The sequence below is a fragment of the Metapseudomonas otitidis genome, from assembly GCF_011397855.1.
GTDB classification, from domain to species: domain Bacteria; phylum Pseudomonadota; class Gammaproteobacteria; order Pseudomonadales; family Pseudomonadaceae; genus Metapseudomonas; species Metapseudomonas otitidis.
This window is the reverse complement of the sequence record NZ_AP022642.1, coordinates 824,736-849,301: the sequence shown is the minus strand read 5'-3', so window position 1 is coordinate 849,301 and position 24,566 is coordinate 824,736. Positions and strand designations below refer to the sequence as shown.

At 67.6% G+C, this 24,566-nt stretch carries 19 protein-coding genes and 1 tRNA gene; 6 read left to right on the top strand and 14 right to left on the bottom strand.

The features are described from left to right. Positions 1 to 72: 72 nt before the first annotated feature. From PotMrB4_RS03980 to PotMrB4_RS03965, 4 genes are all read right to left on the bottom strand, one after another. A complete protein-coding gene (locus PotMrB4_RS03980) occupies positions 73 to 1,314 on the bottom strand; it encodes an AAA family ATPase (RefSeq protein WP_172432575.1) in 1,242 nt (413 codons plus the stop codon). 368 nt (positions 1,315 to 1,682) lie between these two features. Further along, positions 1,683 to 1,778, bottom strand: a tRNA-Sec gene (locus PotMrB4_RS03975). A gap of 300 nt (positions 1,779 to 2,078) precedes the next feature. After that, positions 2,079 to 2,603, bottom strand: a complete 525-nt coding sequence (locus PotMrB4_RS03970) for a hypothetical protein (RefSeq protein WP_074972744.1) — start codon at positions 2,601 to 2,603, stop codon at positions 2,079 to 2,081. A 185-nt stretch (positions 2,604 to 2,788) separates the two neighbouring features. Continuing rightward, positions 2,789 to 3,016, bottom strand: a complete 228-nt coding sequence (locus PotMrB4_RS03965) for a hypothetical protein (protein ID WP_139233696.1) — start codon at positions 3,014 to 3,016, stop codon at positions 2,789 to 2,791. Between the two features lie 402 nt (positions 3,017 to 3,418). Between PotMrB4_RS03965 and PotMrB4_RS03960 the strand changes: the two genes are divergently transcribed. Beyond that, positions 3,419 to 3,691 (top strand): type II toxin-antitoxin system Phd/YefM family antitoxin, encoded by a 273-nt coding sequence (locus PotMrB4_RS03960; RefSeq protein ID WP_172435033.1) that lies wholly within the window; start codon positions 3,419 to 3,421, stop codon positions 3,689 to 3,691. Continuing rightward, a complete protein-coding gene (locus PotMrB4_RS03955; protein WP_172432574.1) occupies positions 3,657 to 3,980 on the top strand; it encodes a type II toxin-antitoxin system RelE family toxin in 324 nt (107 codons plus the stop codon). The genes PotMrB4_RS03960 and PotMrB4_RS03955 overlap by 35 nt, the downstream gene beginning before the upstream one ends. 96 nt (positions 3,981 to 4,076) lie before the next feature. Here PotMrB4_RS03955 and PotMrB4_RS03950 read toward each other — a convergent pair whose 3' ends face one another. The 7 genes from PotMrB4_RS03950 to fdnG form a co-directional block, all read right to left on the bottom strand. After that, complete coding sequence (locus PotMrB4_RS03950; protein ID WP_172432573.1) at positions 4,077 to 4,511, bottom strand: hypothetical protein; 435 nt, start codon at positions 4,509 to 4,511, stop codon at positions 4,077 to 4,079. A gap of 114 nt (positions 4,512 to 4,625) precedes the next feature. After that, entirely contained in the window at positions 4,626 to 6,536 is a 1,911-nt protein-coding gene (gene selB, locus PotMrB4_RS03945; protein WP_172432572.1) for a selenocysteine-specific translation elongation factor, read from the bottom strand. Further along, complete coding sequence (gene selA / locus PotMrB4_RS03940; protein WP_074972737.1) at positions 6,533 to 7,939, bottom strand: L-seryl-tRNA(Sec) selenium transferase; 1,407 nt, start codon at positions 7,937 to 7,939, stop codon at positions 6,533 to 6,535. The genes selB and selA overlap by 4 nt, the downstream gene beginning before the upstream one ends. A gap of 167 nt (positions 7,940 to 8,106) precedes the next feature. Next, complete coding sequence (gene fdhE, locus PotMrB4_RS03935; RefSeq protein WP_172432571.1) at positions 8,107 to 9,036, bottom strand: formate dehydrogenase accessory protein FdhE; 930 nt, start codon at positions 9,034 to 9,036, stop codon at positions 8,107 to 8,109. A gap of 36 nt (positions 9,037 to 9,072) precedes the next feature. Then, the gene (locus tag PotMrB4_RS03930) at positions 9,073 to 9,702 is read right to left on the bottom strand and encodes a formate dehydrogenase subunit gamma (RefSeq protein WP_172432570.1); all 630 of its coding nucleotides are present in this window, start codon (positions 9,700 to 9,702) and stop codon (positions 9,073 to 9,075) included. 75 nt (positions 9,703 to 9,777) lie between these two features. After that, positions 9,778 to 10,704, bottom strand: a complete 927-nt coding sequence (gene fdxH, locus PotMrB4_RS03925; RefSeq protein WP_172432569.1) for a formate dehydrogenase subunit beta — start codon at positions 10,702 to 10,704, stop codon at positions 9,778 to 9,780. Positions 10,705 to 10,714: 10 nt separating this feature from the next. Then, entirely contained in the window at positions 10,715 to 13,789 is a 3,075-nt protein-coding gene (gene fdnG / locus PotMrB4_RS03920; protein WP_172432568.1) for a formate dehydrogenase-N subunit alpha, read from the bottom strand. 199 nt (positions 13,790 to 13,988) lie between these two features. Between fdnG and PotMrB4_RS03915 the strand changes: the two genes are divergently transcribed. Beyond that, on the top strand, positions 13,989 to 15,998 hold the full coding sequence (locus PotMrB4_RS03915; RefSeq protein WP_172432567.1) for an NADPH-dependent 2,4-dienoyl-CoA reductase: 2,010 nt from the start codon (positions 13,989 to 13,991) through the stop codon (positions 15,996 to 15,998). Between the two features lie 283 nt (positions 15,999 to 16,281). On the opposite strand, the gene PotMrB4_RS03910 is transcribed toward PotMrB4_RS03915, so the two are convergent. Beyond that, a complete protein-coding gene (locus PotMrB4_RS03910; protein ID WP_044411213.1) occupies positions 16,282 to 17,181 on the bottom strand; it encodes a LysR family transcriptional regulator in 900 nt (299 codons plus the stop codon). A 106-nt stretch (positions 17,182 to 17,287) separates the two neighbouring features. Here PotMrB4_RS03910 and PotMrB4_RS03905 point away from each other — a divergent pair, with 106 nt between their 5' ends. From PotMrB4_RS03905 to PotMrB4_RS03895, 3 genes are all read left to right on the top strand, one after another. Further along, entirely contained in the window at positions 17,288 to 18,172 is an 885-nt protein-coding gene (locus tag PotMrB4_RS03905; RefSeq protein WP_074972728.1) for an MBL fold metallo-hydrolase, read from the top strand. A 64-nt stretch (positions 18,173 to 18,236) separates the two neighbouring features. Next, positions 18,237 to 18,683: a DMT family transporter gene (locus PotMrB4_RS03900; protein ID WP_044411209.1), complete on the top strand. Its 447-nt coding sequence runs from the start codon at positions 18,237 to 18,239 to the stop codon at positions 18,681 to 18,683. 98 nt (positions 18,684 to 18,781) lie between these two features. After that, the gene (locus PotMrB4_RS03895; protein ID WP_172432566.1) at positions 18,782 to 19,903 is read left to right on the top strand and encodes a GGDEF domain-containing protein; all 1,122 of its coding nucleotides are present in this window, start codon (positions 18,782 to 18,784) and stop codon (positions 19,901 to 19,903) included. 21 nt (positions 19,904 to 19,924) lie between these two features. On the opposite strand, the gene PotMrB4_RS03890 is transcribed toward PotMrB4_RS03895, so the two are convergent. Both PotMrB4_RS03890 and pbpC read right to left on the bottom strand, forming a co-directional pair. Further along, the gene (locus tag PotMrB4_RS03890) at positions 19,925 to 21,856 is read right to left on the bottom strand and encodes a methyl-accepting chemotaxis protein (RefSeq protein WP_172432565.1); all 1,932 of its coding nucleotides are present in this window, start codon (positions 21,854 to 21,856) and stop codon (positions 19,925 to 19,927) included. Between the two features lie 267 nt (positions 21,857 to 22,123). Next, entirely contained in the window at positions 22,124 to 24,442 is a 2,319-nt protein-coding gene (gene pbpC / locus PotMrB4_RS03885) for a peptidoglycan glycosyltransferase PbpC (protein WP_394354032.1), read from the bottom strand. Positions 24,443 to 24,566 lie beyond the last annotated feature (124 nt).

Genomic DNA, 24,566 nt, shown 5'->3' with positions numbered 1-24,566 from the left:
TATCCCCCAAATCAAACACCGAAACTATTGCCTTTAATTTAGCGGCGCCATATCAGAGCATCTAAACCTTAATTAGTCTTCTTCCTCTCGCAAAACCTGAAGCCGAATAAACGCCTTAAGTGCAGGGTCTTTGAAAGTTGTATAGTTATTCAGACGGTCGCTGCCATCCGGGCGATCAACATCTGTAAGGACCATTCCATATCTCTCAGTTTTCAAATCACGAAGAGGTCCCGACAACGCAGTGCTTGGCACGTCCTTTCCTAGATAGCCGCTCACCTTTGTTCTTATGTCTTCCATGGTGACATATTCATCTTCGCACTCAGAGATTGCACGCAGGATTTGCTTTCTATATCTAAGCTCGCCGGTAGTTTCGACTGCTGCAACGTATGATTTGTTAAGTCGAGCCTCTTTTGTTTCTACAAAATTCCTAATTGCCACTTCAACATCAGTCGAATAGGCTATGCGAGGATTTCTTTCAAAAGCCACCTCTGCAACTTCAAGGGACAAATATTGAAGAATACTTGGAGAGCCAACGCAAGACTTAACTATTTTCGCAGTAACCTCTTCAGAGCAAGCAATATGAAGATCTGCCATCCCTCTAGTCACTACATATCTACACTCATCTTCAGACATGGCTTTCAGGTGAACTTCCTGAATCAGCCTGTCAATTCCTGGGTCAGATGAGACGAGCTTGCTGGCATCAGAAGAAGTACCCAGAAGCACAATTTTAAACTTCTGACAGTTTGAGTTTCCGAAACTTTTTATGAACTTAGAGAGATCACTTGCAAATGCTCCTGATGCCCTATGTAGTTCATCAATCAGAAGAGCAACACCAAATCTCTCACAGACATCTATTAATTTTGAATCAGTTGGAGATGTAACAAGCAACTGATGTTCTACCTGATGTATTTCCGTTGTGGTTATCGCTTTCTTAGAGGCAAGAAGTGCATTGAAATTTTTTGTTTTAGCACCTACCTGCATACTTTGCTCAGCCGAAATCGAACTTGAATTAGTCGCCAGATGTTTAACCTCGACTGTATAACCAAGCGTTTCCAAGCACTGAGTAAAAATATCCTCAATGGTCTTATCAGCCGCACTCTTTATATTTATCAATAAACCAGAGTCATCCTTGTCACGAAGAATGTGGCGCGCCATGGAGGTTTTCCCAACGCCATACTCCCCAAAAACAACAGGAATAAGGTTCCGCTTTAAGGCCTTTCTGAAAGTTTCCTCAGAAGAGCCCCGAGCAGCATAAATATTGGTTGGCCTGATAGGTAGTGAGCCAGGCGTAAAAACATCATTAGGAGTTAGCATTCAAGACCTCCATAGCAACCGTTAAAATCTAGAATCATTCACACCAAAGGCCGTGCTTCACGAAACAGGCTTTAGAGCTAGATATTTCAAGGGAATATAATTGAACCCTTAAAAACAACCAAAAAACTCAAATACACCAATATTTAATATACCTCCCTGTAGAGCTGGAATATTTATCTCTTCGAGGAAACTCCTCATTGAGGGGCAAATACTGAACGAATAAATAGCGAACTGGAAGCCTTCAGCACCGTCTCTGAACCATAGCGTCAGCGGAGCACCAGAGGCTGGCAGAAAGCCTCAAGCAATGCCTTCCAGAGATGACCTTAGTAATGCAGTGCCAGAGCAAGGTGGACGAGTGGAAAGCAGGTTGGCGGAAGGCAGTGGGAGTCGAACCCACCCAGGAACGGATGCCGTCCCCCACCGGGTTTGAAGCCCGGCCACGCCACCGGGCGTGATTGCCTTCCTTGTTCGCCCGACAGGTCGCAAAGCAACAAGACAGAGCGTGCGGCCCCCAGACATTGGTTGCCGCTTCGGCAGGGTCTGGATGTTGCCACCATTGTTTGCAAAGTGCGATGCGAAATTAGGTGCGAAACGTCAGGCGCCGATGGGTACCGCTGCTGCCATGCATTGAGGGCCTGGAAGCCCAACACATGAACGTCGCAGAAGCGTCCGCAACCGTGACAAATACCAGCAGGAACCGGGCGGCGTGGCGTCTGAGCAGCGGCTACCCCTACAGCCTGCTCCCGGTTCGGGTTTCTCGCTGATTAGGGAAATATCTGCTTTTTGGTATCCCGGTCGAGTACGAAAGAGGTGACGTTGATTTCCATGTGCTCGCGCCCGCTGACCCCCTTGATATCGGTAGTGGATGACCACGTAGCGATATAGCGTTTGCCAGCTTCCAGGCTGAGGTTGGGGGCATTGAAGCCACACTGGCCTCCGCCCGTACCCAATTTATTCATAGAGACCCAGCACCACTCCAAGGAGTGCTGCCCTGGAGCCAGCCGAATGGCTTGGTAACCTGAGTAATTCAGAATCGAGTGCTTTCCGGCATTAGGGAGGGGCTCACCATCAACTCGGACCGCGAGAAGCAGGCGATGGTAAGGGACTCCCAGAGCTCGATACTGCACCGTATCGAAGTAGATGACAGGAGCATTTGTCGCACCACCGGATAGGTCCAGAATTTGGACGGTGGGATCGTCTACGTTCCCAGCATAGGTTTTGTATTGATAGTTAGAGCATGCGGATGTCAGCAATAGCGCCGCAGCTACTCCCAGCAGACGAAAAGTCATCAAGTCCTCCCTGAGTGTCCGATCAAAAGCCGTAGAGTTTACCAGTCGTAGCTCTCCACGCTAGATCAGTAGCCGCTTTCAACTGAAATCGGGGCTCGCTAAAAAGGAAATGAATTCCCCCCATTTGCCGGAACTAGACAAGGATCTATTTCCGCCGATACCTGGCCAGCCGCAACCCAGCAGAGTCAGCCAAGCAGATAGGGCTTCAGGAACGCCCCGACAACGTTCTCTTGCAGGCCAACTTCGACTTTGACGCCACCCTCTTCGAGTATTCGAATACCCCGTCCATGGTTCTTTTCGTGTGTATCGATCAGGGCGACATAGAGGGTTTTTACGTCACGCCTGAGTACTGCCAAAGGGAAGGTTTCTAATTGCTGGGGCAGTTTGCCTAATCCTCTGCGTATACGCTCCATGACCTTTCCCAACAGGTGAAGACACGCCCTTTCCCTCTGACGAGGTGAGCGCAACCAGAAACAAGAGCACCGCCCCCAGCAGTTGAAAGCCAGCCAAACGTGACAATCCGTCATCGCCCGTGGAGATGGACGCCAGATCACCTGCCCTTTCGAAGCACATCCCACCTTGCTCGAAACCGCTCATCCAGACACTCAAAAAAGCACCTTCAAAAGCACTTTTATAGGTGCTAAGGTGCGCCGGTCTTCTGTTCGCACACATGACCTTATTGAAGAAAAGACCTTAACCAAGACAGCTCGGCCCACAGCACAGAACCCAGACATCGGCGCTTGATGGTTCGGCCCTTAGAAATGAGCTCAGGCACATTTAGAAACCCAGATAGCGGAGAACAGGCAGATATGGCGATGACCTACGTGGTTCTGGCTGACGTTGCGGCGTCGGTGACAGAACTGAAAAAAGACCCTATGGGCACCATCCGTGAAGGTGGCGGCGAAACGGTCGTGATCCTCAATCGAAATGAACCGGCGTTCTATGCCGTACCCCCGGCACGCTACGAAGCCATGCTGGAACTGATTGACGATCTGCAGCTGGCTGAAGCCGTACGCGCTCGGGCTGGTGAACCTACTGTACGAGTGGATATCGATGACCTCATCGCACAAGCCGGCGGAGCCGACTAAGTACGCCCTGGAGTTCAACACTCAAGCGCTCAAGGAGTGGGGAAAGCTGGGTAAGACCATTCAGTTGCAGTTCGCCAGGAAGCTCAAGGAGCGGCTCGACAGTCCCCGAGTCGAGGCCGACAAGCTCCGGGATATGCCCAACTGCTACAAGATCAAGCTGCGCGCCATCGGCTACCGGCTGGTATATGAGGTGATCGACAGTCGCGTGGTAGTCACCGTGATCGCTGTGGGCAAGCGGGAGCGAAGCAAGGTCTATGGCGCTGCAGCCAAGCGCTTGCAAGCGCCTTGATCCATCACACGCCGCACCCAGGTGGCTTCATACCTGGGCGGCGGTGCACCTCCACGCTGCTGCCGGGGTGAGACCTGACCATTTCTCCAAGGGCACCTACCGCCGCAGCAGCCATGTGTTGAGCACTTGAAAGCCCACCGCATGACCACCACCCAGAACCCCCGTCACCAGATAGAACGGCCAGCCATCCAGCAGAAACCGCGCCGTATGCCCACTGAACAACGGCTGCCCCTCCAGCGCGCCACCTGCCGCCAGGGCATCCGGGGCGTTGCTGAGCAGTACGACGGCCAGCCCAAGCCCGGCGCCCCAGCAGAACCCCTCCCACGCCGCACGGCGTAGCCCGCCCCGGCCAGCCAGGATGGCGCGAGCCTGGCGGGTGCCCAGTGCCCACACGGCGATGGAAACGGGCAGCAGCCAGCAGGCGGAGAACAGCAGCGCGGCCTGTGCGTCTGGGGCGGCTGCCAGGGCGATGGCGCTCCAGCCGAACAGGAACAGGGCCGCATCCACGGCCCCGACGATCCAGGGTTTCATCTTTTGGCTCCTTCACCGGGCGGGGCGACGTCGTCGCCGATCAGGCCGCCAGTGTGCCCGGCGCGGGGCGTCCTACAGGCCTTGCCGGCCAGGGCGCTCGCGGTGTGCCGGGGGCTAGGGGGTAAGCAGGGCCAGGGCGGAGTCTTCGCGGATCTTGCGTTCGTCGCCGATGCGGCGGGTGTAGCCGATGCGGTCGAAGTGCTCCAGCAGCTGGATGCTGCGCTTGCGGCCGAGGCCGATACGGTCGCGCCAGTGGGCGGCCTTGATGGTGCCGTGGGCGGTCTGCAGCTGGCGGGCGTGCTGGGCGAGTTCGCGCAGGGTGGCGTCGGGGTAGAAGAGGTCTTTCACCACCTGGTGCAGGTGCCCGAGGCGGGCGAGCTTGCGTTGCAGCAGGCGCATGGCGCTTTCGTCCACGTTCAGTTCGCGGGCCAGGTCGCGGACCCATGGCGGGTCGTAGCGGCCGGCCTCCAGCAGCGGCCAGATGCGCTGGCGCAGGGCTTCGTCGGCGTCGTTGAGCTGTACGCGGTGGCCGGGCAGGTGCAGCCAGGGGCCGCTGGCCTGGACGGCCTCGCGCACCATGAGCTGTTCCAGCAGGGCGATGAAGACCGGGCGCTCCAGTTCCGACAGGGCATAGCGGCGCAGGCGGTCGCGGTCGGGGCCGAGTTCGTCGGGCTGCTCGGTGTGGAAGCGCGCGAGCCCGTCCAGCAGGCGGTTTTCCAGGGCCTGCCAGCGGGCGCGGGTGAACAGCCGGGGGCCGAGGCGGGTGTCGATCTGCAAGGTGTCGGGCGGCAGCTGCCAGCCGCTGCGGGGGCGGTTGAATTGGCGTTCCAGCAGTTGCGGGTAGAGGCCGTTGTCGGCGGCGTCGAGCAGGGCCGGCAGTACCTGTTCCAGGCTTGCGCTGCGCAGGGCCTGGAGCTGGGCGAGGCGTTCGGTGCTGCGGCGGTTGCGCGCCGGAGCGAAGGGGTCGAGGACGCGGCCGCCGCCGAGGGTGCGCTGGGCGGACTGGTCGCGCAGCACCAGCAGGTCGCCGTGCACGGCGTGGGCGGGGGCGTTGAGCAGCACCTGGGCGAAGGCCTGCTGGCCGGGGGCGAGGCTGTTGCCTTGCAGCAGGGCGACGCGGCCGGTGACGTCCTGGGCGCCGAGGTGGACGTGCACGGGCGTCCAGTGGGCGAGCGGATGGGGCTCGCCGGGCAGCAGGTGCAGGTCGATGTCGATGCGGGTGGTGGGCGCGGCGAGGGCCGGCGCCAGCAGCCAGTCGCCCCGGTGCAGGTCGTCGACGGCGAGGCGCTCGCCGGCAAGGTTGATGGCGACCCGCTGGCCGGCGCGGGCGCTCTCCACCTGCTGGTTGCGGCTGTGCAGGCCACGCACCCGCAGCAGGCGCCCGGAGGGGCTGAGCACCAGCTCGTCGCCGATGCGCACCTGCCCGGCGAAGGCAGTGCCGGTGACGACCACGCCGGCGCCGGAGACGCTGAAGGCGCGGTCGATGGGCAGCCGGAAGAAGCCGTCGTCGCGGCGGGTGGCGGCCAGCAGGGACTCGCCCAGCAGGGCCTGGCGCAGGGCGTCGATGCCCTGGCCGCCGAGGCTGTCCACCGGGAACACCGGGGCGCCGGCAAAGGGGCCGGGGGCCAGCAGGGCGGTGATTTCGGCGCGGACCTGGGCGATGCGCGCGGGCTCGACGCGGTCGATCTTGGTGAGGGCCACCAGGGCGCGGCGGATGCCGAGCAATTCGACGATGGCGAGGTGCTCGCGGGTTTGCGGCATGACGCCGTCATCGGCGGCCACGACCAGCAGCAACAGGTCGATGCCGCAGGCGCCGGCAAGCATGTTGTGGACGAAGCGTTCGTGGCCGGGCACGTCGATGAAGGCGGTGCTCTGGCCGTCGCCGAGGTCGGCGTGGAGGTAGCCGAGGTCGATGGTGATGCCGCGCTCGCGCTCGGCGGGCCGGCGGTCGCCCTGCTGGCCGGTGAGGGCGGTGAGCAGGGCGGTCTTGCCGTGGTCGATGTGGCCGGCGGTTCCGACGATCACGGCAGGGCTCCGTCGAGGTGGGGCAGTTGGGCGAGGAAGGCGGGCTCGTCGTCGAGCTGGCGCAGGTCGAGCCAGAGGGCGTCGTCGTCGAGGCGGCCGATAACGGGGATGGGCAGGGTGCGCAGGCTTTCCTCCAGTTGCCGCAGGGCGCGGCCGCGCAGGCGCTTGGGCTGCTGCGGGCGCAGGCAGAGGGCGGCGCTGGGCAGGCGGGCGACGGGCTGGGCGCCGCTGCCGATCATGCCCAGGGCGGGCTCGACGCTGACCTGCCAGGTGGCGCCGAGCTGGGTGGCCAGGGGCGCGGCGAGGCGCTGGGCCTGGGCGAGGATGTCGGGCTGCGGCCGGCTGAGCAGGCGCAGGGTGGTGAGGCGTTCGGCGAGGCGCTCGGGGTCGCGGTAGAGGGCGAGCACGGCTTCCAGCGCGGCGAGGGTGAGCTTGTCCACCCGCAGGGCGCGCTTGAGGGGGTTCTTCTTGATGCGGCCGATGAGTTCCTTGCTGCCGAGGATGAGCCCGGCCTGGGGGCCGCCGAGTAGCTTGTCGCCGCTGAAGGTGACGATGTCGGCGCCGTCGCGCAGGGCTTCCTGCACGGTGGGCTCCTTGGGCAGGCCCCAGCGGGTGAGGTCCACCAGGGTGCCGCTGCCGAGGTCTTCCAGCAGGGGCAGGCCGTGGGCGTGGGCGATGCGCGCGAGGTCGGGGGTGGCGACGCTGGCGGTGAAGCCCTGGACGCTGTAGTTGCTGGTGTGCACGCGCATGAGCAGGCCGGTGCGGGGGCTGATGACGGCCTCGTAGTCCTTGGCGTGGGTGCGGTTGGTGGTGCCCACTTCGACGAGCTTCACCCCGGCGCGGGCCATGATGTCGGGGATGCGGAAGGCGCCGCCGATCTCGATCAGCTCGCCCCGGCTGATGACCCCTTCCTTGCGCGCGCCGAGGCTGTTGAGGGCGAGCAGCACGGCGGCGGCGTTGTTGTTGACCACGGTGACGGCCTCGGCGCCGGTCAGCTCGCGGATGAGCCCGGTGATGAGGTCGTCGCGGTCGCCACGCTTGCCGCTGGCGAGGTCGAATTCGAGGTTGAGCGGGTAGCGCGCGGCCAGGGTGATGGCTTCGATGGCCTCCTCGGGCAGCAGGGCGCGGCCGAGGTTGGTGTGCAGCACGGTGCCGGTGAGGTTGAACACCCGGCGCACGCGGCTGGCGTGCCAGGCGGCGAGGCGTTCGCCGGCACGGCCGGCGAGCACGGCTTCGCTGAGTTCGATGGCGGCGAGCTGGCCCTGGCGGGCGGGCTCGCGCAGTTCGTCGAGCAGGTCGCGCAGGGTTTTCAACAGGGGCTCGCGGCCGTAGCGCTGCTGCAGCGGCGTGCAGGCGGGGCTGCGCAGCAGGCGGTCGACGGAGGGTAGGCGGGGGGCTGACATGGGGGATTCCTTGAGCGGCGTCCGGGTTAGCGCGTGCGGGTTCGGTAGCGCGGTTGGCAAGGGATTGCGCTGGGGCAATGCCTGTTGCGAGCGCGTCCCGCCATCGTCATCGCGCACTCTCCCGTGGCCGGCCGAGTCCATTGGGGTTGGTTGCTGAGTCTAGGTGCTCATTCGCTCCCAGGCGCGAGCAGCAGGTTCGGCGCACGTCGCAGATACCCCTCCTCCGCCAGGCGCAGGTCGAGGTCGAGGCTGGCGAGGTCGTCGGCCTGGGCGTCGGCGTGGCTGTCGTGCTCCAGGTAGCAGTGCTTGAGGTAGCCCTGGCAGCTGGGGCAGGTCTCGGCGCGCAGGGGCGCCTTGTCGGCCGGGCGGTCGTCGCGTTCGACGCTGAGGTAGGCCAGGCGCTTGCTCTCCTGGCAGTGGCTGCACTTGACCCGCACGTAGTGCCATTCGCAGCTGCACAGGGAGCAGCTGAGGTAACGCAGGCCGTTGTGCTGGCCGAGGTGGCGGACCATGCCAGCCACGGGCGGGGAACCGCAGGCGGGGCAGACCACCTTGGCTTCGGCGTCCTGCACGCTGCCGGCGGGCAGTGCCAGCAGCCAGTGGCTGAAGGCGACCTGCAGGGCGCCCCCGAGGAAGGGGACGACGGCGGGCGGCAGCAGGTCGAACTGGCCGCTGAGCAGGCTGATGCCCCAGGCCTTGCGCTGGCCGGCGTCGGCCTGGCGCAGCTGCTGAAGGGCGGCGGCGACGGCGGGGTTGCCGGGGGCCGGCAGTTGGTCCAGCAGGGCATCCACGGCAGCCAGCCAGCCGTCGGCGCGCACCAGGGTTTCGAAGGGCAGCGGCGGCATGCGGTGCTCGCGGCTGCGGGCGACGGCTTCCGGTGCGGGGCCGGGCAGCGCGGGCGGGTTGTCGAGCACGCGCTGCTGGGCCTCGCAGAGGTCGGCGATCAGCAGCAGGTAGGCGGCCAGCGGGTGGCCGTCGGCGAGCTGGCGCAGGCGTTCGGCGCGGGTGGCGAAGAGGTCGCGCTGCGGCAGGTGGAGGAAGGGCGGGATGTTCGCCGCTGCGGCGATCTGTTCCGGTTCGAGCAATTGGCCTGACACGCAGGACTCCTTGTGAAGGTGCTGGATGGGGCGAGGTCAGTGCTTGCCGTCGCCCTTCTCGATGGATTTGAACCAGGCGCCATGGTGCTTGCGCGCCCAGCCCCGGCTGACCCAGCCGTGGAGCATGGCGCCGATGGAGCCTTTGACCCAGATGCCGGCGTAGATGTGCACGAGGATGCTGAGGATCAGCACCCAGGCAGCGAAGGCGTGCAGCAGGGCGGCGAGGCGGATCAGGTCGATGCCGAAGAAGTGGCTGAAGTACTGGCGCCAGATGACGATGCCGGTGAGCAGCAGGGTGATCATGGAGGCCAGCAGGACCCAGAAGAGGATCTTCTGCCCGGCGTTGTAGCGGCCGACTTCGGGGAGGCGGTCCTCACGGTTGTTGATGACGTCCTTCACCTGCCGCAGCCATTGGCCGTCGCCCTTCTCCCAGCGGTTGTGGTGGGCGAAGCGCAGGGCCAGGACGCTGAAGAACAGGAACATCGCCACGCCCATGAAGGGGTGCAGGATGCGCGTCCAGGGGCCGCCGCCGAACAGGTGGGTGAGCCAGAACAGCGAGGGGTGGAACAGGGCCAGGCCGGACAGCCCGGCGAGGAAGAACAGGATGGCCACCGCCCAGTGGTTGCTGCGCTCGGAGGCGGTGTAGCGCTGGATGTCTTTGTTCATGTCGTACTCCGTAACCCGGGGGCGCGTCCCTGCGCCCCTGACCGGCCCTCGCCCGCTGGGCGAGGGGGTTGTCTGTCAACGCGGCGCCCTGGGGTCGAACTCGTGGACCGAGGGGTCGACCTTGTGCACCGCCGGCTCGCTGGGGGGCGTTTCGTCCTCTTCCACGCGGTTGGGGCCGACCCGCACGTAGTGGAAGAAGCCGAACAGCGCCACCGCGCCCATGGCCAGCAGGCCGAGGGGCTTGGTGATGCCCTTCCACAACCCGACCAGCGGGCTGATGGCAGGCGCCTCGGGCAGGCCGGCGTAGAGCGCGGGCTTGTCGGCGTGGTGCAGCACGTACATGACGTGGGTGCCGCCGACGCCCTGCGGGTCGTACAGCCCGGCGTTGTCGTAGCCGCGCGACTTGAGGTCGACGATGCGCTCGACGGCGTGCTCCTTCATGGCCTCCTTGGTGCCGAAGACGATGGCCCCGGTGGGGCAGGTCTTCACGCAGGCCGGTTCCAGCCCGACGGACACGCGGTCGGAACACAGGGTGCACTTGTACGCCTTGTGGTCCTTCTGCGAGATGCGCGGGATGTTGAAGGGGCAGCCGGTGACGCAGTAGCCGCAGCCGATGCACTTGTCCTGGTTGAAGTCGACGATGCCGTTGGCGTACTGGATGATCGCGCCGGGGCTCGGGCAGGCCGCGAGGCAGCCGGGTTCGGCGCAGTGCATGCAGCCGTCCTTGCGGATCAGCCACTCCAGCTTGTTCTCCTCGGGCTCGTGCTCGGTGAAGCGCATGACCGTCCACGAGTCGGCCGTCAGGTCCATGGGGTTGTCGTACACCCCGTGGTTGTGGCCGACCTCGTCGCGCAGGTCGTTCCATTCGGAACAGGCGACCTGGCAGGCCTTGCAGCCGATGCACTTGGACACGTCGATCAGCTTGGCCACCTCACCCAGCTGCCGTACGGACGGGCTGGGCGTGGTGGTGGCGGAGCGGGCAATGATGTCTTGTGAGGCCATGGCGCTGCTCCTATGCCTTTTCCAGCTTGACCAGGAACGACTTGAACTCCGGCGTCTGGGTGTTTCCATCCCCGACGAAGGGCGTCAGCGTGTTGGTCAGGTAGCCGTTGCGCGCCACGCCGGAGAAGCCCCAGTGCAGCGGGATGCCGATCTGGTGGACGGTCTTGCCGTCCACCTCGAGCGGGCGGATGCGCTTGGTGACCACGGCCACCGCCTTGATGTAGCCCCGCTGGGACGACACCTTGACCCGCTCGCCGGCAACGATGCCCAGCTCCCGCGCCAGCGCTTCGCCGATCTCGACGAACTGCTCGGGCTGGGCGATGGCGTTCAGCCGGCAGTGCTTGGTCCAGAAGTGGAAGTGCTCGGTGAGGCGGTAGGTGGTCGCCGCATAGGGGAACTCGTCGGCGGTGCCGAGCATCTCGCGGTCCCCCGGGAACAGGCGGGCGGCGGGGTTGCTGGTGACCTTGCGGTTCTCCGGGTGCAGCGGGTTGCGGCCGATGGGCGTCTCGAACGGCTCGTAGTGCTCGGGGAAGGGCCCTTCGTTCATCTTGTCGAGGGCGAAGAATCGCGCGACGCCCTCGGGGTTCATGATGAACGGGTTCATGCCCTGCTCCGGCGGCACGTCGGGCTTGTAGTCGGGCACGTCGGTGCCGCCCCAGGCCTTGCCGTTCCACCACACCAGGCGCTTCTTCTTCGGGTCCCAGGGTTGCCCGTTGGGATCGGCCGAGGCGCGGTTGTAGAGGATGCGCCGGTTGGCCGGCCAGGCCCAGGCCCAGCCGAGGGTCTGGCCCATGGCGTAGGGGTCGGCGTTGTCGCGGCGGGCCATCTGGTTGCCGGCGGCGGTCCAGCAGCCGGCGAAGATCCAGCAGCCGCTGGCGGTGCTGCCGTCGTCACGCAGCAGGGCGAAGCCGGGCAGTTGCTCGCCGGCCTTGAGCAGCGGTGCGCCCGTGGCCGGGTCGTTGAGGTCGGCCAGGGCCTTGCCGTTGAACTCGCGGGCGATCTCGTCCGGGGCCGGCTCGTCGGGGCGCAGGTAGTTCCAGTCCAGCCCCAGGATGGGGTCGGGGAAGGCGCCGCCGTCGCGGGTGTAGGCCGCGCGCAGGCGGTGGAACAGCGCGCCCATGATGGCGATGTCGGTGCGGCATTGGCCCGGCGGCTCGGCGCCTTTCCAGTGCCACTGCAGCCAGCGCCCGCTGTTGACCAGGGAGCCGTCCTCTTCGGCGAAGCAGGTGGTGGGCAGGCGGAACACGGTGGTCTGGATGCTGGCGGTGTCGACGTCGTTGTACTCGCCGGCGTTGCGCCAGAACTCGGACGTCTCGGTGGCCAGCGGGTCCATCACCACCAGGTACTTCAGCTTGGCCAGGCTCTCCACCACCTTGCCCTTGTTGGGGAACGAGGCGATGGGGTTGAAGCCCTGGCAGAAGTAGCCGTTGACCTTGCCCTGGTGCATCAGGTCGAAGTAGCGCAGCACGTCGTAGGCCGGCACGTCGAGCTTGGGCAGCCAGTCGTAGCACCAGTTGTTCTCGGCGGTGGCGGACTTGCCGAACCAGGCCTTCATCAGGCTGACGTGGAACTTGCCGTAGTTCTGCCAGTAGGACAGCTGCCCCGGCCTCGCGGGCTTGGCGGCGCGCTTGGCGATGTAGGCGGCATAGTCCTGCTCCGCGTCGCCGGCCAGGGTCAGGTAGCCCGGCAGGGAGTTGGAAAGCAGCCCCAGGTCGGTCAGGCCCTGGATGTTGGAGTGGCCGCGCAGGGCGTTCATCCCGCCACCGGGCATGCCGATGTTGCCCAGCAGCAGCTGCACCATGGCGCCGGTGCGGATGATCTGCGAACCCACCGAGTGCTGCGTCCAGCCGAGGGCGTACAGGATGGTCATGACCTTGCCGGGCGCGGAGGTCTCGGCGATCTGGCTCCAGACCTTCTGCAACTGCTCGGGCGGGGTGCCGCAGGTGCGGCTGACCACCTCGGGCGTGTAGCGGCTGTAGTGCTTCTTCATCAGCTGGAACACGCAGCGCGGGTCTTCCAGCGTCGGGTCGACGCGGGCGTAGCCGTCCTCGCCCTTGGCGTAGCTCCAGGCGGATTTGTCCGGGTAGGCGCGCTTGGCCTCGTCGTAGCCGTTGAACAGGCCGTCTTCGAAGCTGAAGCCTTCGCTCACGATGAACGACGCATCGGTGTAGTGCCGGACGTACTCGTGCTGGATCTGGTTGGTGGTGATCAGGTAGTTGATCAGCCCACCCAGGAACGCGATGTCGGTCCCGGTACGGATGGGTGCGTAGTAGTCGGCCACGGAAGCCGAGCGCGTGAAACGCGGGTCGACCACGATCAGCCGGGCCTTGTTGTGGGCCTTCGCTTCGGTCACCCATTTGAAGCCACAGGGGTGGGCTTCGGCAGCGTTGCCGCCCATGATCAGCACCAGATCGGCATTCTTGATGTCGGTCCAGTGGTTGGTCATGGCGCCACGGCCAAACGTCGGGGCAAGACCTGCCACCGTCGGGCCATGTCAGACACGTGCTTGGTTATCGAACCCCAGCATGCCCAGTGAACGCACCACCTTGTGGGTGATGTAGCCGGCTTCGTTGCTTGATGCCGACGCGGCGAGGAAACCGGTGGTGAGCCAGCGGTTGACCGTCTGTCCGGCGTCGTTCCTGGCCACGAAGTGGGCGTCGCGGTCCGCTTTCATCAGCTGGGCGATGCGGTCGAGCGCCTCGTCCCATTCGATGCGCTTCCACTCGCTGGAACCGGCTTCGCGGACCTCGGGGTACTTCAGGCGGTTGGGGCTGTGGACGAAGTCCAGCAGGCCGGCGCCTTTCGGGCAGAGGGTGCCGCGGTTGACCGGGTGGTCCGCGTCGCCCTCGATGTGGATGATGTTCTGCGCCACGTTCTTCGACGCATCGCCCTGGCTGTACATGATCAGGCCGCAGCCGACCGAGCAGTAGGGGCAGGTGTTACGGGTTTCGACGGTTCGCGCCAGCTTGAAATGGCGCACCTGGTCGGCGAAGGCGACCGGGGGTGCCATCCCCAGCGCCGCCAGGCTCGATCCTCCAAGGCCTACACCGCAGACCTTGAAGAACTGTCGACGGTTCATGTCCATCGTGGATTCTCCTGCATCAGGCAAGGGAGTCGCTCTTCGGCGACTCTTCAGCCCCGGAAGCTTAGTCAAGCGAACCGCACCGCGCATGGATCCAGAGCAATGGTTTGACCGAAATGCCCGAGCGGCACGTCAACCGGGCCGTTATCCCGCCGGGCGCAACTTCCTATGGTGAAGGCCCTTCTCCCCGCCCCGGTCCGCCATGAACACAGCCTATCCCCACCTGCTCTCGCCCCTGCACGTCGGCCCGCTGCACCTGCGCAACCGCGTGGTGATGGGCTCCATGCACACCGGCCTGGAAGACCGCCTGCGGGACTTCGACAAGCTGGCGGCCTACTACCGGGAGCGGGCGCGGGGCGGCGTCGGGCTGATCATCACCGGCGGCTTCGCGCCCAACCGGGAAGGCTGGCTGCTGCCCTTCGGCAGCAGCCTGACCCGCGGCCTGGAAGTGCCGGCCCACCGCCGCCTGACCCAGGCGGTGCACACCGAGGGCGGGCGCATCCTGCTGCAGATCCTGCATGCCGGGCGCTACGGCTATCACCCGCTGGTGGTGTCGGCCTCGCCGATGAAGTCGCCCATCAGCTGGTTCGCCCCGCGCGAGCTGAGCGAGCGGGGTATCGAGCGCACCCTGCGGGCCTTCGTGCGCTGCGCGCGGCTGGCCAAGGCGGCGGCCTACGACGGGGTGGAGATCATGGGCAGCGAGGGCTACCTGCTGAACCAGTTCCTCTGCCCGCGCACCAACCAGCGCCGCGACCGCTGGGGCGGCTCGCTGGAGAACCGCATGCGCCTGGCGGTGGAGATCGTCCGGCGCATCCGCCGCATGGCCGGGGACGGCTTCGCCATCGGCTTCCGCCTGTCGCTGCTGGACCTGGTGGAGGGGGGCAACACCGCCGAAGAGGTGCAGCAGATCGCCCTGGCGCTACAGGAGGCCGGCATCGACCTGCTCAACACCGGCATCGGCTGGCACGAATCGCGGGTGCCCACCATCGTCACCTCGGTACCGCGCGGCGCCTTTGCCGAGGTCAGCGCACGGCTGCGGCGCGTGCTGCGGGTGCCGGTGGTGGCCAGTAACCGCATCAACACCCCGGAGCTGGCCGAGGCGCTGATCGCCGACGGCCAGGCGGACCTGGTGTCCATGGCCCGGCCGCTGCTGGCCGACCCGCAGTTCGTCGCCAAGGCGGCGGCGGGCCGGCCCGAGGCGATCAACACCTGCATCGCCTGCAACCAGGCCTGCCTGGACCACGCCTTCGCCAACCGCCGCGCCAGTTGCCTGGTCAACCCACGGGCCGGCTTCGAGACCGAGCTGCGCTACCGCCGCACCCGCCAGCCCAAGCGCATCGCCGTGGTCGGTGCCGGACCGGCGGGGCTTTCCGCCGCCTGCGTGGCCGCCGAGCGCGGGCACCGGGTGACGCTGTTCGAGGCGGCGGCCGAGATCGGCGGGCAGTTCAACCTGGCCCGGCGCATCCCCGGCAAGGCGGAGTTCGACGAGACGCTGCGCTACTTCCGCACCCGCCTGGCGGAGCTGGGGGTGGAGCTGGTGCTCAACCGCCGCATCGGCCCCGGCGAGCTGAGCGGCCATTACGACGAGGTGGTGGTGGCCACCGGCGTGCGCCCCCGCGCGCTGGCGCTGCCGGGCGGCGGGCACCCCAAGGTGCTCAGCTACGCCGAGGTGCTGCTGGGTGCGCCCGTGGGCGAACGGGTGGCGCTGGTGGGGGCCGGCGGCATCGGCTTCGACCTGGCGGCCTTCCTGCTGCAGCCGCACACACCGGACCCGGCGCGCTGGCGTGCCGAGTGGGGCATCGACCTGCAAGGCACCACGCCCGGCGGGCTGGTTCCGCCGCTCGCCCTGCAACCGCAGCGGGAGCTGTGGCTGCTGCAACGCAAGCCGGCACCCCTCGGCCGGGGGCTGGGCAAGACCAGCGGCTGGGTCCACCGCACCCACCTGCAACGCCTGGGCGCGCGGATGCTGGGCGGGGTGGAATACCTGCGCGTGGACAACGACGGCCTGCACATCCGCCACGACGGGCGCGAGCAGGTGCTGCCTGTGGATAACGTGGTGATCTGCGCCGGCCAGGAACCCGTGCGCGACCTGCACCCGGTACAGGGCTCCGACCACCTGCGCCTGCACCTCATCGGCGGCGCCCGCAGCGCCGGCGAACTCGATGCCAAGCGCGCCATCCGCGAAGGCGCTGAGCTGGCCGCGCGGTTGTGAGGGGCGTCGAGACTCCTGGCGGCGCGGATAGACGCCGGTGGGCTGAAGCGGAACGCCGCCCGGCCCACCCTACGACCGATGCCTCAAGCTGTTTGGCTGCACCCTGTGGGAGCCTTTCAACATCGATGCGGTTCGCCGAGCTCACCGCATCCTACGGTTCCGCCCCGTCCGTAGGATGGGCTGAGCTGTGCGAAGTCCATCGGGGTGCGTGGCATGTGGGATCGGTAGGGTGGATCGCGCTTCATCGATCCACCGATGCCGCGCTCATAGGCCGCCGGGTGCTTCACGCATCCCAGTCGGTGTCGTCCTGCAGGCGTTCGGCGAGGTGGTCGAGGAGCAGGCGCAGGGCGTGGGGCATCTGTCGGCGACTGCCGTAGAGGGCGTAGATGCCGAGCACCTGGGGTTCGTGGTCGGGCAGCAGCTGCACCAGGTCGCCGCTGCGCACCAGGGCGGCCACCGAGTAGCGCGGTTGCAGGCTGATGCCCTGCCCCGCCAGGGTGGCCTCCAGCAGCACCATGGATTCGTTGGCGCTGAGCCGGCCGCTGACCGGCACGGCGCTGGGCTCGCCGTCGCGGAAGAAGGTCCACAGGCTGCGGCCGAAGTAGGAGTAGGTCAGGCAGTCATGGCGCACCAGGTCCTCGGGGGTGCGCGGCAGGCCGTGGCGGGCGACGTAGGCCGGGGTGGCGCAGACCACCGAGCGGCAGGTGCCGAGGCGCCGGGCGATGAGGTTGGGGTCGAGCTGGTTGGTGATGCGCAGGGCCAGGTCGATGCGTTCCTCGATCAGGTTGACCGCCTGGCTGTTCACCAGCAGGTCGATGCCCACGGCCGGATACTGCTGCTGGAAGCGGCCGATCTCGTGCACCAGCCAGGCCTGGGCGAAGGACTGGCTGCAGGTGACCCGCAGGCGGCCGCTGGGCGCCTCGCGGTGGTCACGCCCGAGGCTCTGCATGGATTCGGCCAGGGCGCAGACCTCCCGGCACTGCGGCAGCATCTGCTCGCCGGTGCCGGTCAGGCTCAGGCGCCGGGTGCTGCGGTGCAGCAGGCGTGCGCCGGCCCACTCCTCCAGCGCGGCGAGGTAGCGCGAGATCATCGCCCGCGACATGTCCAGGGCATCGGCAGCGGCGGTCTGGCTGCCCCGCTCCACCACTTCGACGAAGACCCGCATGGCAGTGATCCGATCCATGTCTATGCTCGCTATGTGCAACAAAGAAGCGCGGATTATGGCGTTTTTTGCCGCCTATCACGCAACTATCCTGCACGCCGTCACCCACTCACCGAGGTAGCCCACCATGGCCCCGTTCGCTCTCATCCGCCGCCTGCTGGCCGGCGCCCTGCTCAGCGCCGCCGCCGGCAGCGCCCTGGCCCAGCAACCCCTGGAACTACAGGTCTACAACCCCGGCGAGCAGGCCGTGTTCCCGGTCAGCTCCTCCCTGCTGCTGGGCGAGAAGGACGCCCTGCTGGTGGACGCGCAGTTCTCCAGCCACCAGGCCGATGACCTGGTCAAGCGCATCAAGGACAGCGGCCGCCGCCTGACCACCATCTTCATCAGCCACGGCGACCCGGACTTCTACTTCGGCCTGGACACCCTGCTGCGCGCCTTCCCGGATGCCAAGGTGCTGGCCACCCCGCAGACCATCGCCCATATCCAGGCCACCAAGGACCTGAAGCTGGCCCACTGGGGCCCGATCCTCAAGGACGGCGCGCCGCGCAACCTGGTGGTGCCGCAACCGCTGCAGGGCGACAGCCTGACCCTGGAAGGCGAGCGCATCCGCGTGATCGGCCTGGACGGTCCGGACCCGAGCCACACCAGCCTCTGGGTGCCGTCCCTGCGCACCGTGCTGGGTGGCGTGCTGGTCAGCGGCAACATGCACGTGTGGACCGCCGACTCGCAGACCGTCGAGTCCCGCCGCAACTGGGTCGGCGCGCTGGACGCCCTGGAAGCGCTGCAACCGCAACGCGTGGTCCCCGGCCACTACCTGGGCGAACCGGCCAAGGGCCTGGGCGACCTGCAGTTCACCCGTGACTACCTCAAGGCCCTGGAGCAGGAACTGCCCCGCGCCAAGGACGCCAAGGCCCTGGTGGCCGCGATGAAGAAGCGCTACCCCGACCTGCACGGCGTGGAAGACCTGGAACTGAGCGCCAAGGTGCTCAAGGGCGAGATGCAGTGGCCCTGATCTGAGACAGCGACCGGGGGGCGGCGGCATAATCGCCGCCCCCTTCGTTTCAGGAGATTCCCCCATGCCCAATGCCTGGTGGCTGCTTGCCCTGCCCTTCGTCGCCGGTTCCTTCCTCCCGCTCCAGGCGGGCATCAATGGCCAGTTGGCCAGGCAGGTCTCCAGCGTCATGAGCGCGGCGCTGATCTCCTTCCTGGTGGGCACGGTGGCGCTGTTCATCGTCGCCGCCGCGCAACGCGAACTGCCCAGTTTCACCGCGCTCAAGGGCCTCACCTGGTGGCACTGGAGCGGCGGCCTGCTGGGGGCCGTGTTCATCGCCACCGCCGCTTTCGCCGGGCCACGCATCGGCGCGCTGCTGTTCATGGTGCTGGTGCTCGCCGGGCAACTGAGCATGGCCCTGGCGCTCGACCACTTCGGCTGGGCCGGTTACCGCGAGGCGCCCATCAGCGTCGGCAAGCTGGCCGGCCTGGGCCTGATCATCGCCGGCGTGTGGATGATCCGCCGCGGCTGACCGGCCGTCAGACAAAGGTCGGCCAGGACAGTGGCCAGTTGATGTCAATGCGGAACCGGGTAAGCTCTGCCCACCAGCCGTATTTGTGATCACAACGCATGACTGACACAGAGCTGCCCCACCAGCCGGAGACCTTCCCGCTCTGGCGCGAGATCCAGGACACCCGCACCCGAACCCGCCTTGGCGGCCTCTACTACCTGCTGGCCTGGACCATTGCCTGGGCCTTCAGCGCCGCACCCGGCGAGCACCTGCTGCTGGGCCTGGGCGGCACCCTGCTGTTCGGCGCCCTGCTGGTGGCGCGCCTCCGTCACTGCCCGGGCGCGGCCGCCACGCAGGCGCAGCTCAAGCGCTGGCTGGACACCCACTGGGGGCTGATCCTGCTCACCTGCCTGGCCTGGGGCCTGGCCCACGCCTACATGATCCTCACGCCCGACTACCGGGACGCCCGCATCATCGGCACCCTCAGCACCGTCGCCTTCGGCACCGCCATGGCCTTCAACTTCGCCATGCGCCGGGCCTGGGCCATCCTCGCCTTGATGCTGCTGTACCTGCCGGGCCTGGCCGCCATGCTGCTGGCCCCCGAGCGACTCACCGCCGAGCTGGTGACCCTGGCCTTCTACCTCAGCTACCTGCTGCTGGCCCTCAACCGCAGCCACCGCGAGTACCAGGGCACCCTGAACCTAGAGATGGAGCTGCTGCTGCAGCGCCAGCGCCTGGACGCCCTCAGCCGCACCGACGGACTGACCCTGCTGGGCAACCGCCACCAGTTCAACAACCTGTTCCCGGCCATGGTCGCCCACGCCGCCCGCGAGGGCTCGCCGCTGTCGCTGGTGCTGCTGGACATCGACTTCTTCAAGCGCATCAACGACGAGTACGGCCACGCTGCCGGCGACCGCTGCCTGGAGCAGTTCGCCGAGCGCATGCGCCAGGTGTTCCGCCGTGACAGCGACGCCCTGCTGCGCCTGGGCGGCGAAGAGTTCGGCGTGCTGATGCCCGGCACCACGCGGGAGCAGGCCGTGCAACTGGGCGAGAGCTTCCGCGCCGCCCTGGCCCGCGAGGGCCTGACCTATGACGGGCACACCCTGCCGATGACCACCAGCCTGGGCGTCGGCTGCTTCGACCCGCAGCACGACGCCAGTGCCGAGGCCTTCTTCAAGCGCGTGGACGATGCCCTGTACCGCGCCAAGAGCCACGGCCGCGACCGGGTGGAGACCGCCTAGGCCGCCACCCGCCGCCCGGTCTCAGAGGCGGAAGCGCCCCATCTGCCCGGCCAGGTCGTCGGCCAGTCGGCTGAGTGCCTGGCACTCCTCGCGGCAGCCGCGCACCTCGCCGGCGGTGGCACCGGCCAGGTCGGCGATGCCCTGCACGTTGCGGTTGATTTCCTCGGTGACCGAGGACTGCTCTTCGGTGGCGGCCGCCACCTGATGGTTCATGTCGCTGATGGCCTCCACCTGGTCGGTGATCGCCGACAGCGACTGGCCGGTGCGCTGGCTGGCCTCGACGCCGGTGCCGGTGGCCGATTGCCCGGCGCGCATGGAGCTGACGGCCGTTTCCGCGCCGCTCTTCAGGCGCTGGATCATCTGCTGGATCTCGTCGGTGGAGGCCTGGGTGCGGCTGGCCAGGGTGCGCACCTCGTCGGCCACCACGGCGAAGCCGCGGCCCATTTCGCCGGCCCGCGCCGCTTCGATGGCGGCGTTCAGTGCCAGCAGGTTGGTCTGCTCGGAAATGCCACGGATCACCGCCAGCACCTGGTCGATGGACGCCACCTGCTCGGCCAGCTCGGTGACCGCCGTGGCCGCCTCGCCGATCTCCCCGGACATGCGCTCGATGTGGCGGATGGAATCCCCCACCACCTGGCGCGCCTGCACCGCTTCGTCCCGCGCCTTCTGCGAGCTGAGCGCGGCGCTGCCGGCGTTGCGGGCGATCTCCTGCACGGTCAGGCCCATCTCGTGCACCGCCGTGGCCACCATGTCGGTCATCTCCTGCTGGCGGCCGGCGCGCTGGGCGGTGTTCTCCACCACCGTGGTCACCTGGCCGACCGCGTCGCGCAGGCTGCGGCTGGTGCCGAGCACGTCGGCGATCAGCCCGCGCTGGCTCTCCAGGAAGCGGTTGAAGCCCCGCGCCAGGTCGCCCAGCTCGTCGGCGCGGCTGTCGTCCAGGCGCCGGGTCAGGTCGCCACCGCCACCGCCGATCTCCACCAGTGCCGCCGTCACCTGGCGGATCGGTCGCACCAGCCCACGGGCCAGCAGCACCACCAGCAACAGCGAGAGCAGCGCCACGCCGATGCCCACCAGGCAGGTGGTGATCAGCGCCTGGCGCGCCTCGGCGTAGATCTCGCCCTCGGGCACCTCGCTCACCAGCACCCAGTCCACCGACTGCAGCGGCTGGGCCAGCGCCAGGAAGGGCTGGCCGTCACGCTCGAAGCGCACCGCCTGGCCCTGGCCGCCCAGCAGCGCGCGGGCGGCGTCGCCGCTGGTCAAGTCGGCCAGGGTGCGGCTGTCGTTGTAGTCCGACTGCGGGTGGATCTTTACCTTGCCGTCGGCGCTGACCAGGTACACCCGCCCGCTCTTGCCGAAGCGGAAGTCGCGGATCATCGCCGACATCGCCCCCAGCCCGTAGCCCAGGCCCGCCACCGCCAGGGTGCGGCCACCGGCACTGACCCGCTGGTTGATGAACAGCGTCGGCTGGCGGGTGCTCTTGTCCACGTCGATGTCCAGCGAGCGCGGCTTGCCGCCATCGAGGAAGCCGTAGAACCAGGCGTTCTCCGCCGGTCCCCGGGTCAGGGTGCGGTCCAGGCCCTTGCCGGTGTAGTAGTGCCCGCTGTCCTGGCTGACCAGGAAGGTGACCAGGGCGTTGTGCTGCGCCTGCACGCCGGCCAGGTAACGCACGAAGTCCGCCTGGCGCGCCGGGTCCTCGCCGGCGCCGAGCCAGTCGTGGACCAGGCTGTTGTCCGCCAGGGAGCGCGCCGCCGTCAGCGGCTCGGCCAGCACCCGCTCCAGGTCGTTGCGGATGGCCAGGGTGCTCTTGGGCAACGCCTCGCCCACCAGGTAGCGGTCGCTCAGGCGGAAGACCACCGCCGAGTAGAGGCCGACCACGATGAGGATGCTCACCAGCAGGGCCGCGCCCATGCTGAGGATCAACTGCCATTGGATACTGCGTTGCCAGAGGCGCATGGGCCTGTCTCCTGGGACTGTGTGGCTGAAAGGCACGCGACCGCCCTGCCCCGCCGTCACGCGCCGGCGAGCCGCCACGATCCGGGGCGGGCAGGTGGGGCTCCTGGGGGGCGAGGCATTCGGACGTGCCTGTCCGGTTACGGGCCCGACCACGCGCGAATGCACGGGGGCCGGGCGGGACGGCGGATTGTATACATGAAGCCGGACAATCCGGCAGCCCGCCCACTCTGTTTTCTCGACCGCGGGGTCAAGTTGCTTGAGCGGTGGCTAGTCGATCACCCGGAACTCCAGACGAGCGGTCGCCCCGGCCTCGTCCAGCAGGCTCAGCTGATGGCGCCCCACGTCACCGGGCCATGCGTCCAGGGCGCCGTCCGGGCTGCTTTCGCCCAGGGGCGCGCCGTCGAGGAACCACCAGCGCCGGCCACTGCCCCCCAGGCTCGACAGGCGCACCCGCAGCGGGCCCGCACTGGCCGCCGGGCGGCGCACCTGCTCGCCTTCGCGCAGGCCGACGATGGACAGCGGCGCGGCGCCGGGCAGCAGCACCGGCGGGCACGTCGGCGAGGGCGGCGGCAGGCGCCCGGCCAGGCGTTCGCGCCGGGGCAGCCAGGGTTCCAGCGGGGCGGGCCACAGCGCCACCTCGCGGGGCTGGGCGCCGGGGCAACCCGGCGCGGTGCGCCGGCCCTGGGCGTCCACCCACCAGGTCTGGCGCAGGCCCAGGCCCAGCGGCTGGTCGGCCGCCAGCAGGGTCGGCGGGGTGGTGCCGTCGAGGGTCCAGGCCAGGCGCGGCCGGCGGCAGTTCGGGTCGTCCCGGGCCAGGGGCTGGCCGAGGGGCCAGCAGATCGCCGCGATGCCCACCGAGTCCGGGCGTGGGTCCGCCGGGGGCAGCACGCCACGCTGGGCGTCGCGGTTGAGCAGCACGTCGTGCACCTGCATCAGCAGCGGCGCCGCCGAGGCCAGGCCGAACTGGCCCGGCACCGGGGTGCCGTCGGGGCGGCCGATCCACACGCCCACCAGGTAACGCGGCCCCACGCCCATGGCCCAGGCATCGCGGAAGCCGTAGCTGGTGCCGGTCTTCAGGGCCAGCAGCGGGCCCAGCGGCGCCGGGGCCTGGGGGTCCGGGTCCGGACGGGACTGGCCGGCGAGGATGCGCCGCACGATCCACGCCGCTCCGGGGGACAGCAGGCGCCGCTCGCGCAGCCCCTCGTCCGGCTGCAGGCGCGGCGTGGCGGCACGGCCCTGGCGGGCCAGGGCGGCGTAGGCGCCCACCAGGTCCTCCAGCCGCGCCCCGGCGCCACCCAGCACCAGCGCCAGGTTCGGCTCGGCGCCGGCCGGCAGCACCAGGGGCAGGCCGGCGCTGCGCAGCTCACCGGCGAAGCGCTTCGGCCCATAGGCCTCCAGCAGCTGCACGGCCGGCAGGTTGAGGGAGGTGGCCAGGGCCTCGCTGGCCGCCACCGGCCCGCTGAAGCCGGAGGAGAAGTTGCCGGGGCGGTAGTCGCCGTAGCGGCGCGGCACGTCCTGCAGCAGCGATTCGGAATGGATCAGCCCGGCGTCCAGGGCCAGGCCATAGAGGAAGGGCTTGAGGGTGGAGCCGGGGGAACGCAGCGAGGTGACCATGTCGACGTGGCCAAAGCGGCGGGCGTCGTCCAGCTCCACGGACCCCAGGTAGGCACGCACCGCCATGCTCGGGTGCTCCACCACCAGGATCGCCGCCGAGGTGCGCTCCGGCAGCTTCGCCCGCCAGCCCAGCAGCAGGCTTTCCAGCCGCCGCTGCAGGGCGGCGTCGACGGTGGTGCGGATCAGCGACGGGCTGCCCGGCCGGTTCAGCCGCCGCGCCAGCAGTGGCGCCAGGTTCGGCTCCTGGCGCGGCGCCAGCAGCACCGGCTCCTGCAGGGCTTCGTCCACCACCGACTGGGGCCACACGCCGTAGTCGGCGAGGCGCTTGAGCACCTTGTCCCGTGCGGCGGTGGCGCGCTCGGGGTGGCGGTCCGGGCGCAAGCGGCTGGGGGCCTGGGGCAGCACCGCGAGCAAGGCGGCCTCGGCGCGGGTCAGCTGCGACGGCGGTTTGCCGAGGTAGGCCCAGCTGGCCGCCGCGACGCCCTGCAGGGTGCCGCCGAAGGGGGCGCGGTCCAGGTAGAGGGTGAGGATCTGCGTCTTGGACAGGTGCCATTCCAGCTGCAGGGTGCGCCACAGCTGGCGCAGCTTGCCGGTGAAGGTCCGTGGGTGGGGGTCGAGCAGCCGCGCCACCTGCATCGACAGGGTGCTGCCGCCGGAGAGCACCCGGCCGCCGCTGAGGTTCTGCCAGGCGGCGCGCCCCAGGGCCAGCGGGTTGACCCCGGGGTGGCGGTAGAACCAGCGGTCCTCGTAGGTGAGCAATGCCTCCAGGTAATAGGGCGAGACCTGTTCCGGGGTCACCGGGTAGCGCCACACGCCGTCGGCGTCGGCGAAGCGCCACAGCGGGGTGCCGTCCTCGGCCAGCACCACCCGCGCACGGTCGTCGGCCGGGAGTGGCAGCGGGAACAGGCGGTCGGCCAGCCACAGCAGCGCCAGCAGCAGGAGCGGCACGCTGATCCAGCGGCGCCGCGCCAGACGGCGGGCGCCACGGTGGCAGGTGGAAAGCAACGACACGAACGGCACTCCAGGCAGCATCGGACAACGGCCGGCCCCGCCACCGCAGGGGGTGGGGCCGGCCTTCAGGGCATCGCCAAGACCG

What these genes read in the sequence shown, in the direction of transcription:
- PotMrB4_RS03915 (WP_172432567.1), top strand. Translation starts at nt 13,989, where the DNA reads ATGAACACAGCCTATCCCCACCTGCTCTCGCCCCTGCACGTCGGCCCG.
- PotMrB4_RS03890 (WP_172432565.1), bottom strand. Translation starts at nt 21,856, where the DNA reads ATGCGCCTCTGGCAACGCAGTATCCAATGGCAGTTGATCCTCAGCATG.
- PotMrB4_RS03900 (WP_044411209.1), top strand. Translation starts at nt 18,237, where the DNA reads ATGCCCAATGCCTGGTGGCTGCTTGCCCTGCCCTTCGTCGCCGGTTCC.
- PotMrB4_RS03965 (WP_139233696.1), bottom strand. Translation starts at nt 3,016, where the DNA reads ATGGAGCGTATACGCAGAGGATTAGGCAAACTGCCCCAGCAATTAGAA.
- selA (WP_074972737.1), bottom strand. Translation starts at nt 7,939, where the DNA reads ATGTCAGCCCCCCGCCTACCCTCCGTCGACCGCCTGCTGCGCAGCCCC.
- PotMrB4_RS03955 (WP_172432574.1), top strand. Translation starts at nt 3,657, where the DNA reads ATGACCTCATCGCACAAGCCGGCGGAGCCGACTAAGTACGCCCTGGAG.
- PotMrB4_RS03980 (WP_172432575.1), bottom strand. Translation starts at nt 1,314, where the DNA reads ATGCTAACTCCTAATGATGTTTTTACGCCTGGCTCACTACCTATCAGG.
- fdxH (WP_172432569.1), bottom strand. Translation starts at nt 10,704, where the DNA reads ATGGCCTCACAAGACATCATTGCCCGCTCCGCCACCACCACGCCCAGC.
- PotMrB4_RS03970 (WP_074972744.1), bottom strand. Translation starts at nt 2,603, where the DNA reads ATGACTTTTCGTCTGCTGGGAGTAGCTGCGGCGCTATTGCTGACATCC.
- PotMrB4_RS03895 (WP_172432566.1), top strand. Translation starts at nt 18,782, where the DNA reads ATGACTGACACAGAGCTGCCCCACCAGCCGGAGACCTTCCCGCTCTGG.
- PotMrB4_RS03910 (WP_044411213.1), bottom strand. Translation starts at nt 17,181, where the DNA reads ATGGATCGGATCACTGCCATGCGGGTCTTCGTCGAAGTGGTGGAGCGG.
- PotMrB4_RS03930 (WP_172432570.1), bottom strand. Translation starts at nt 9,702, where the DNA reads ATGAACAAAGACATCCAGCGCTACACCGCCTCCGAGCGCAGCAACCAC.
- PotMrB4_RS03950 (WP_172432573.1), bottom strand. Translation starts at nt 4,511, where the DNA reads ATGAAACCCTGGATCGTCGGGGCCGTGGATGCGGCCCTGTTCCTGTTC.
- PotMrB4_RS03960 (WP_172435033.1), top strand. Translation starts at nt 3,419, where the DNA reads ATGACCTACGTGGTTCTGGCTGACGTTGCGGCGTCGGTGACAGAACTG.
- PotMrB4_RS03905 (WP_074972728.1), top strand. Translation starts at nt 17,288, where the DNA reads ATGGCCCCGTTCGCTCTCATCCGCCGCCTGCTGGCCGGCGCCCTGCTC.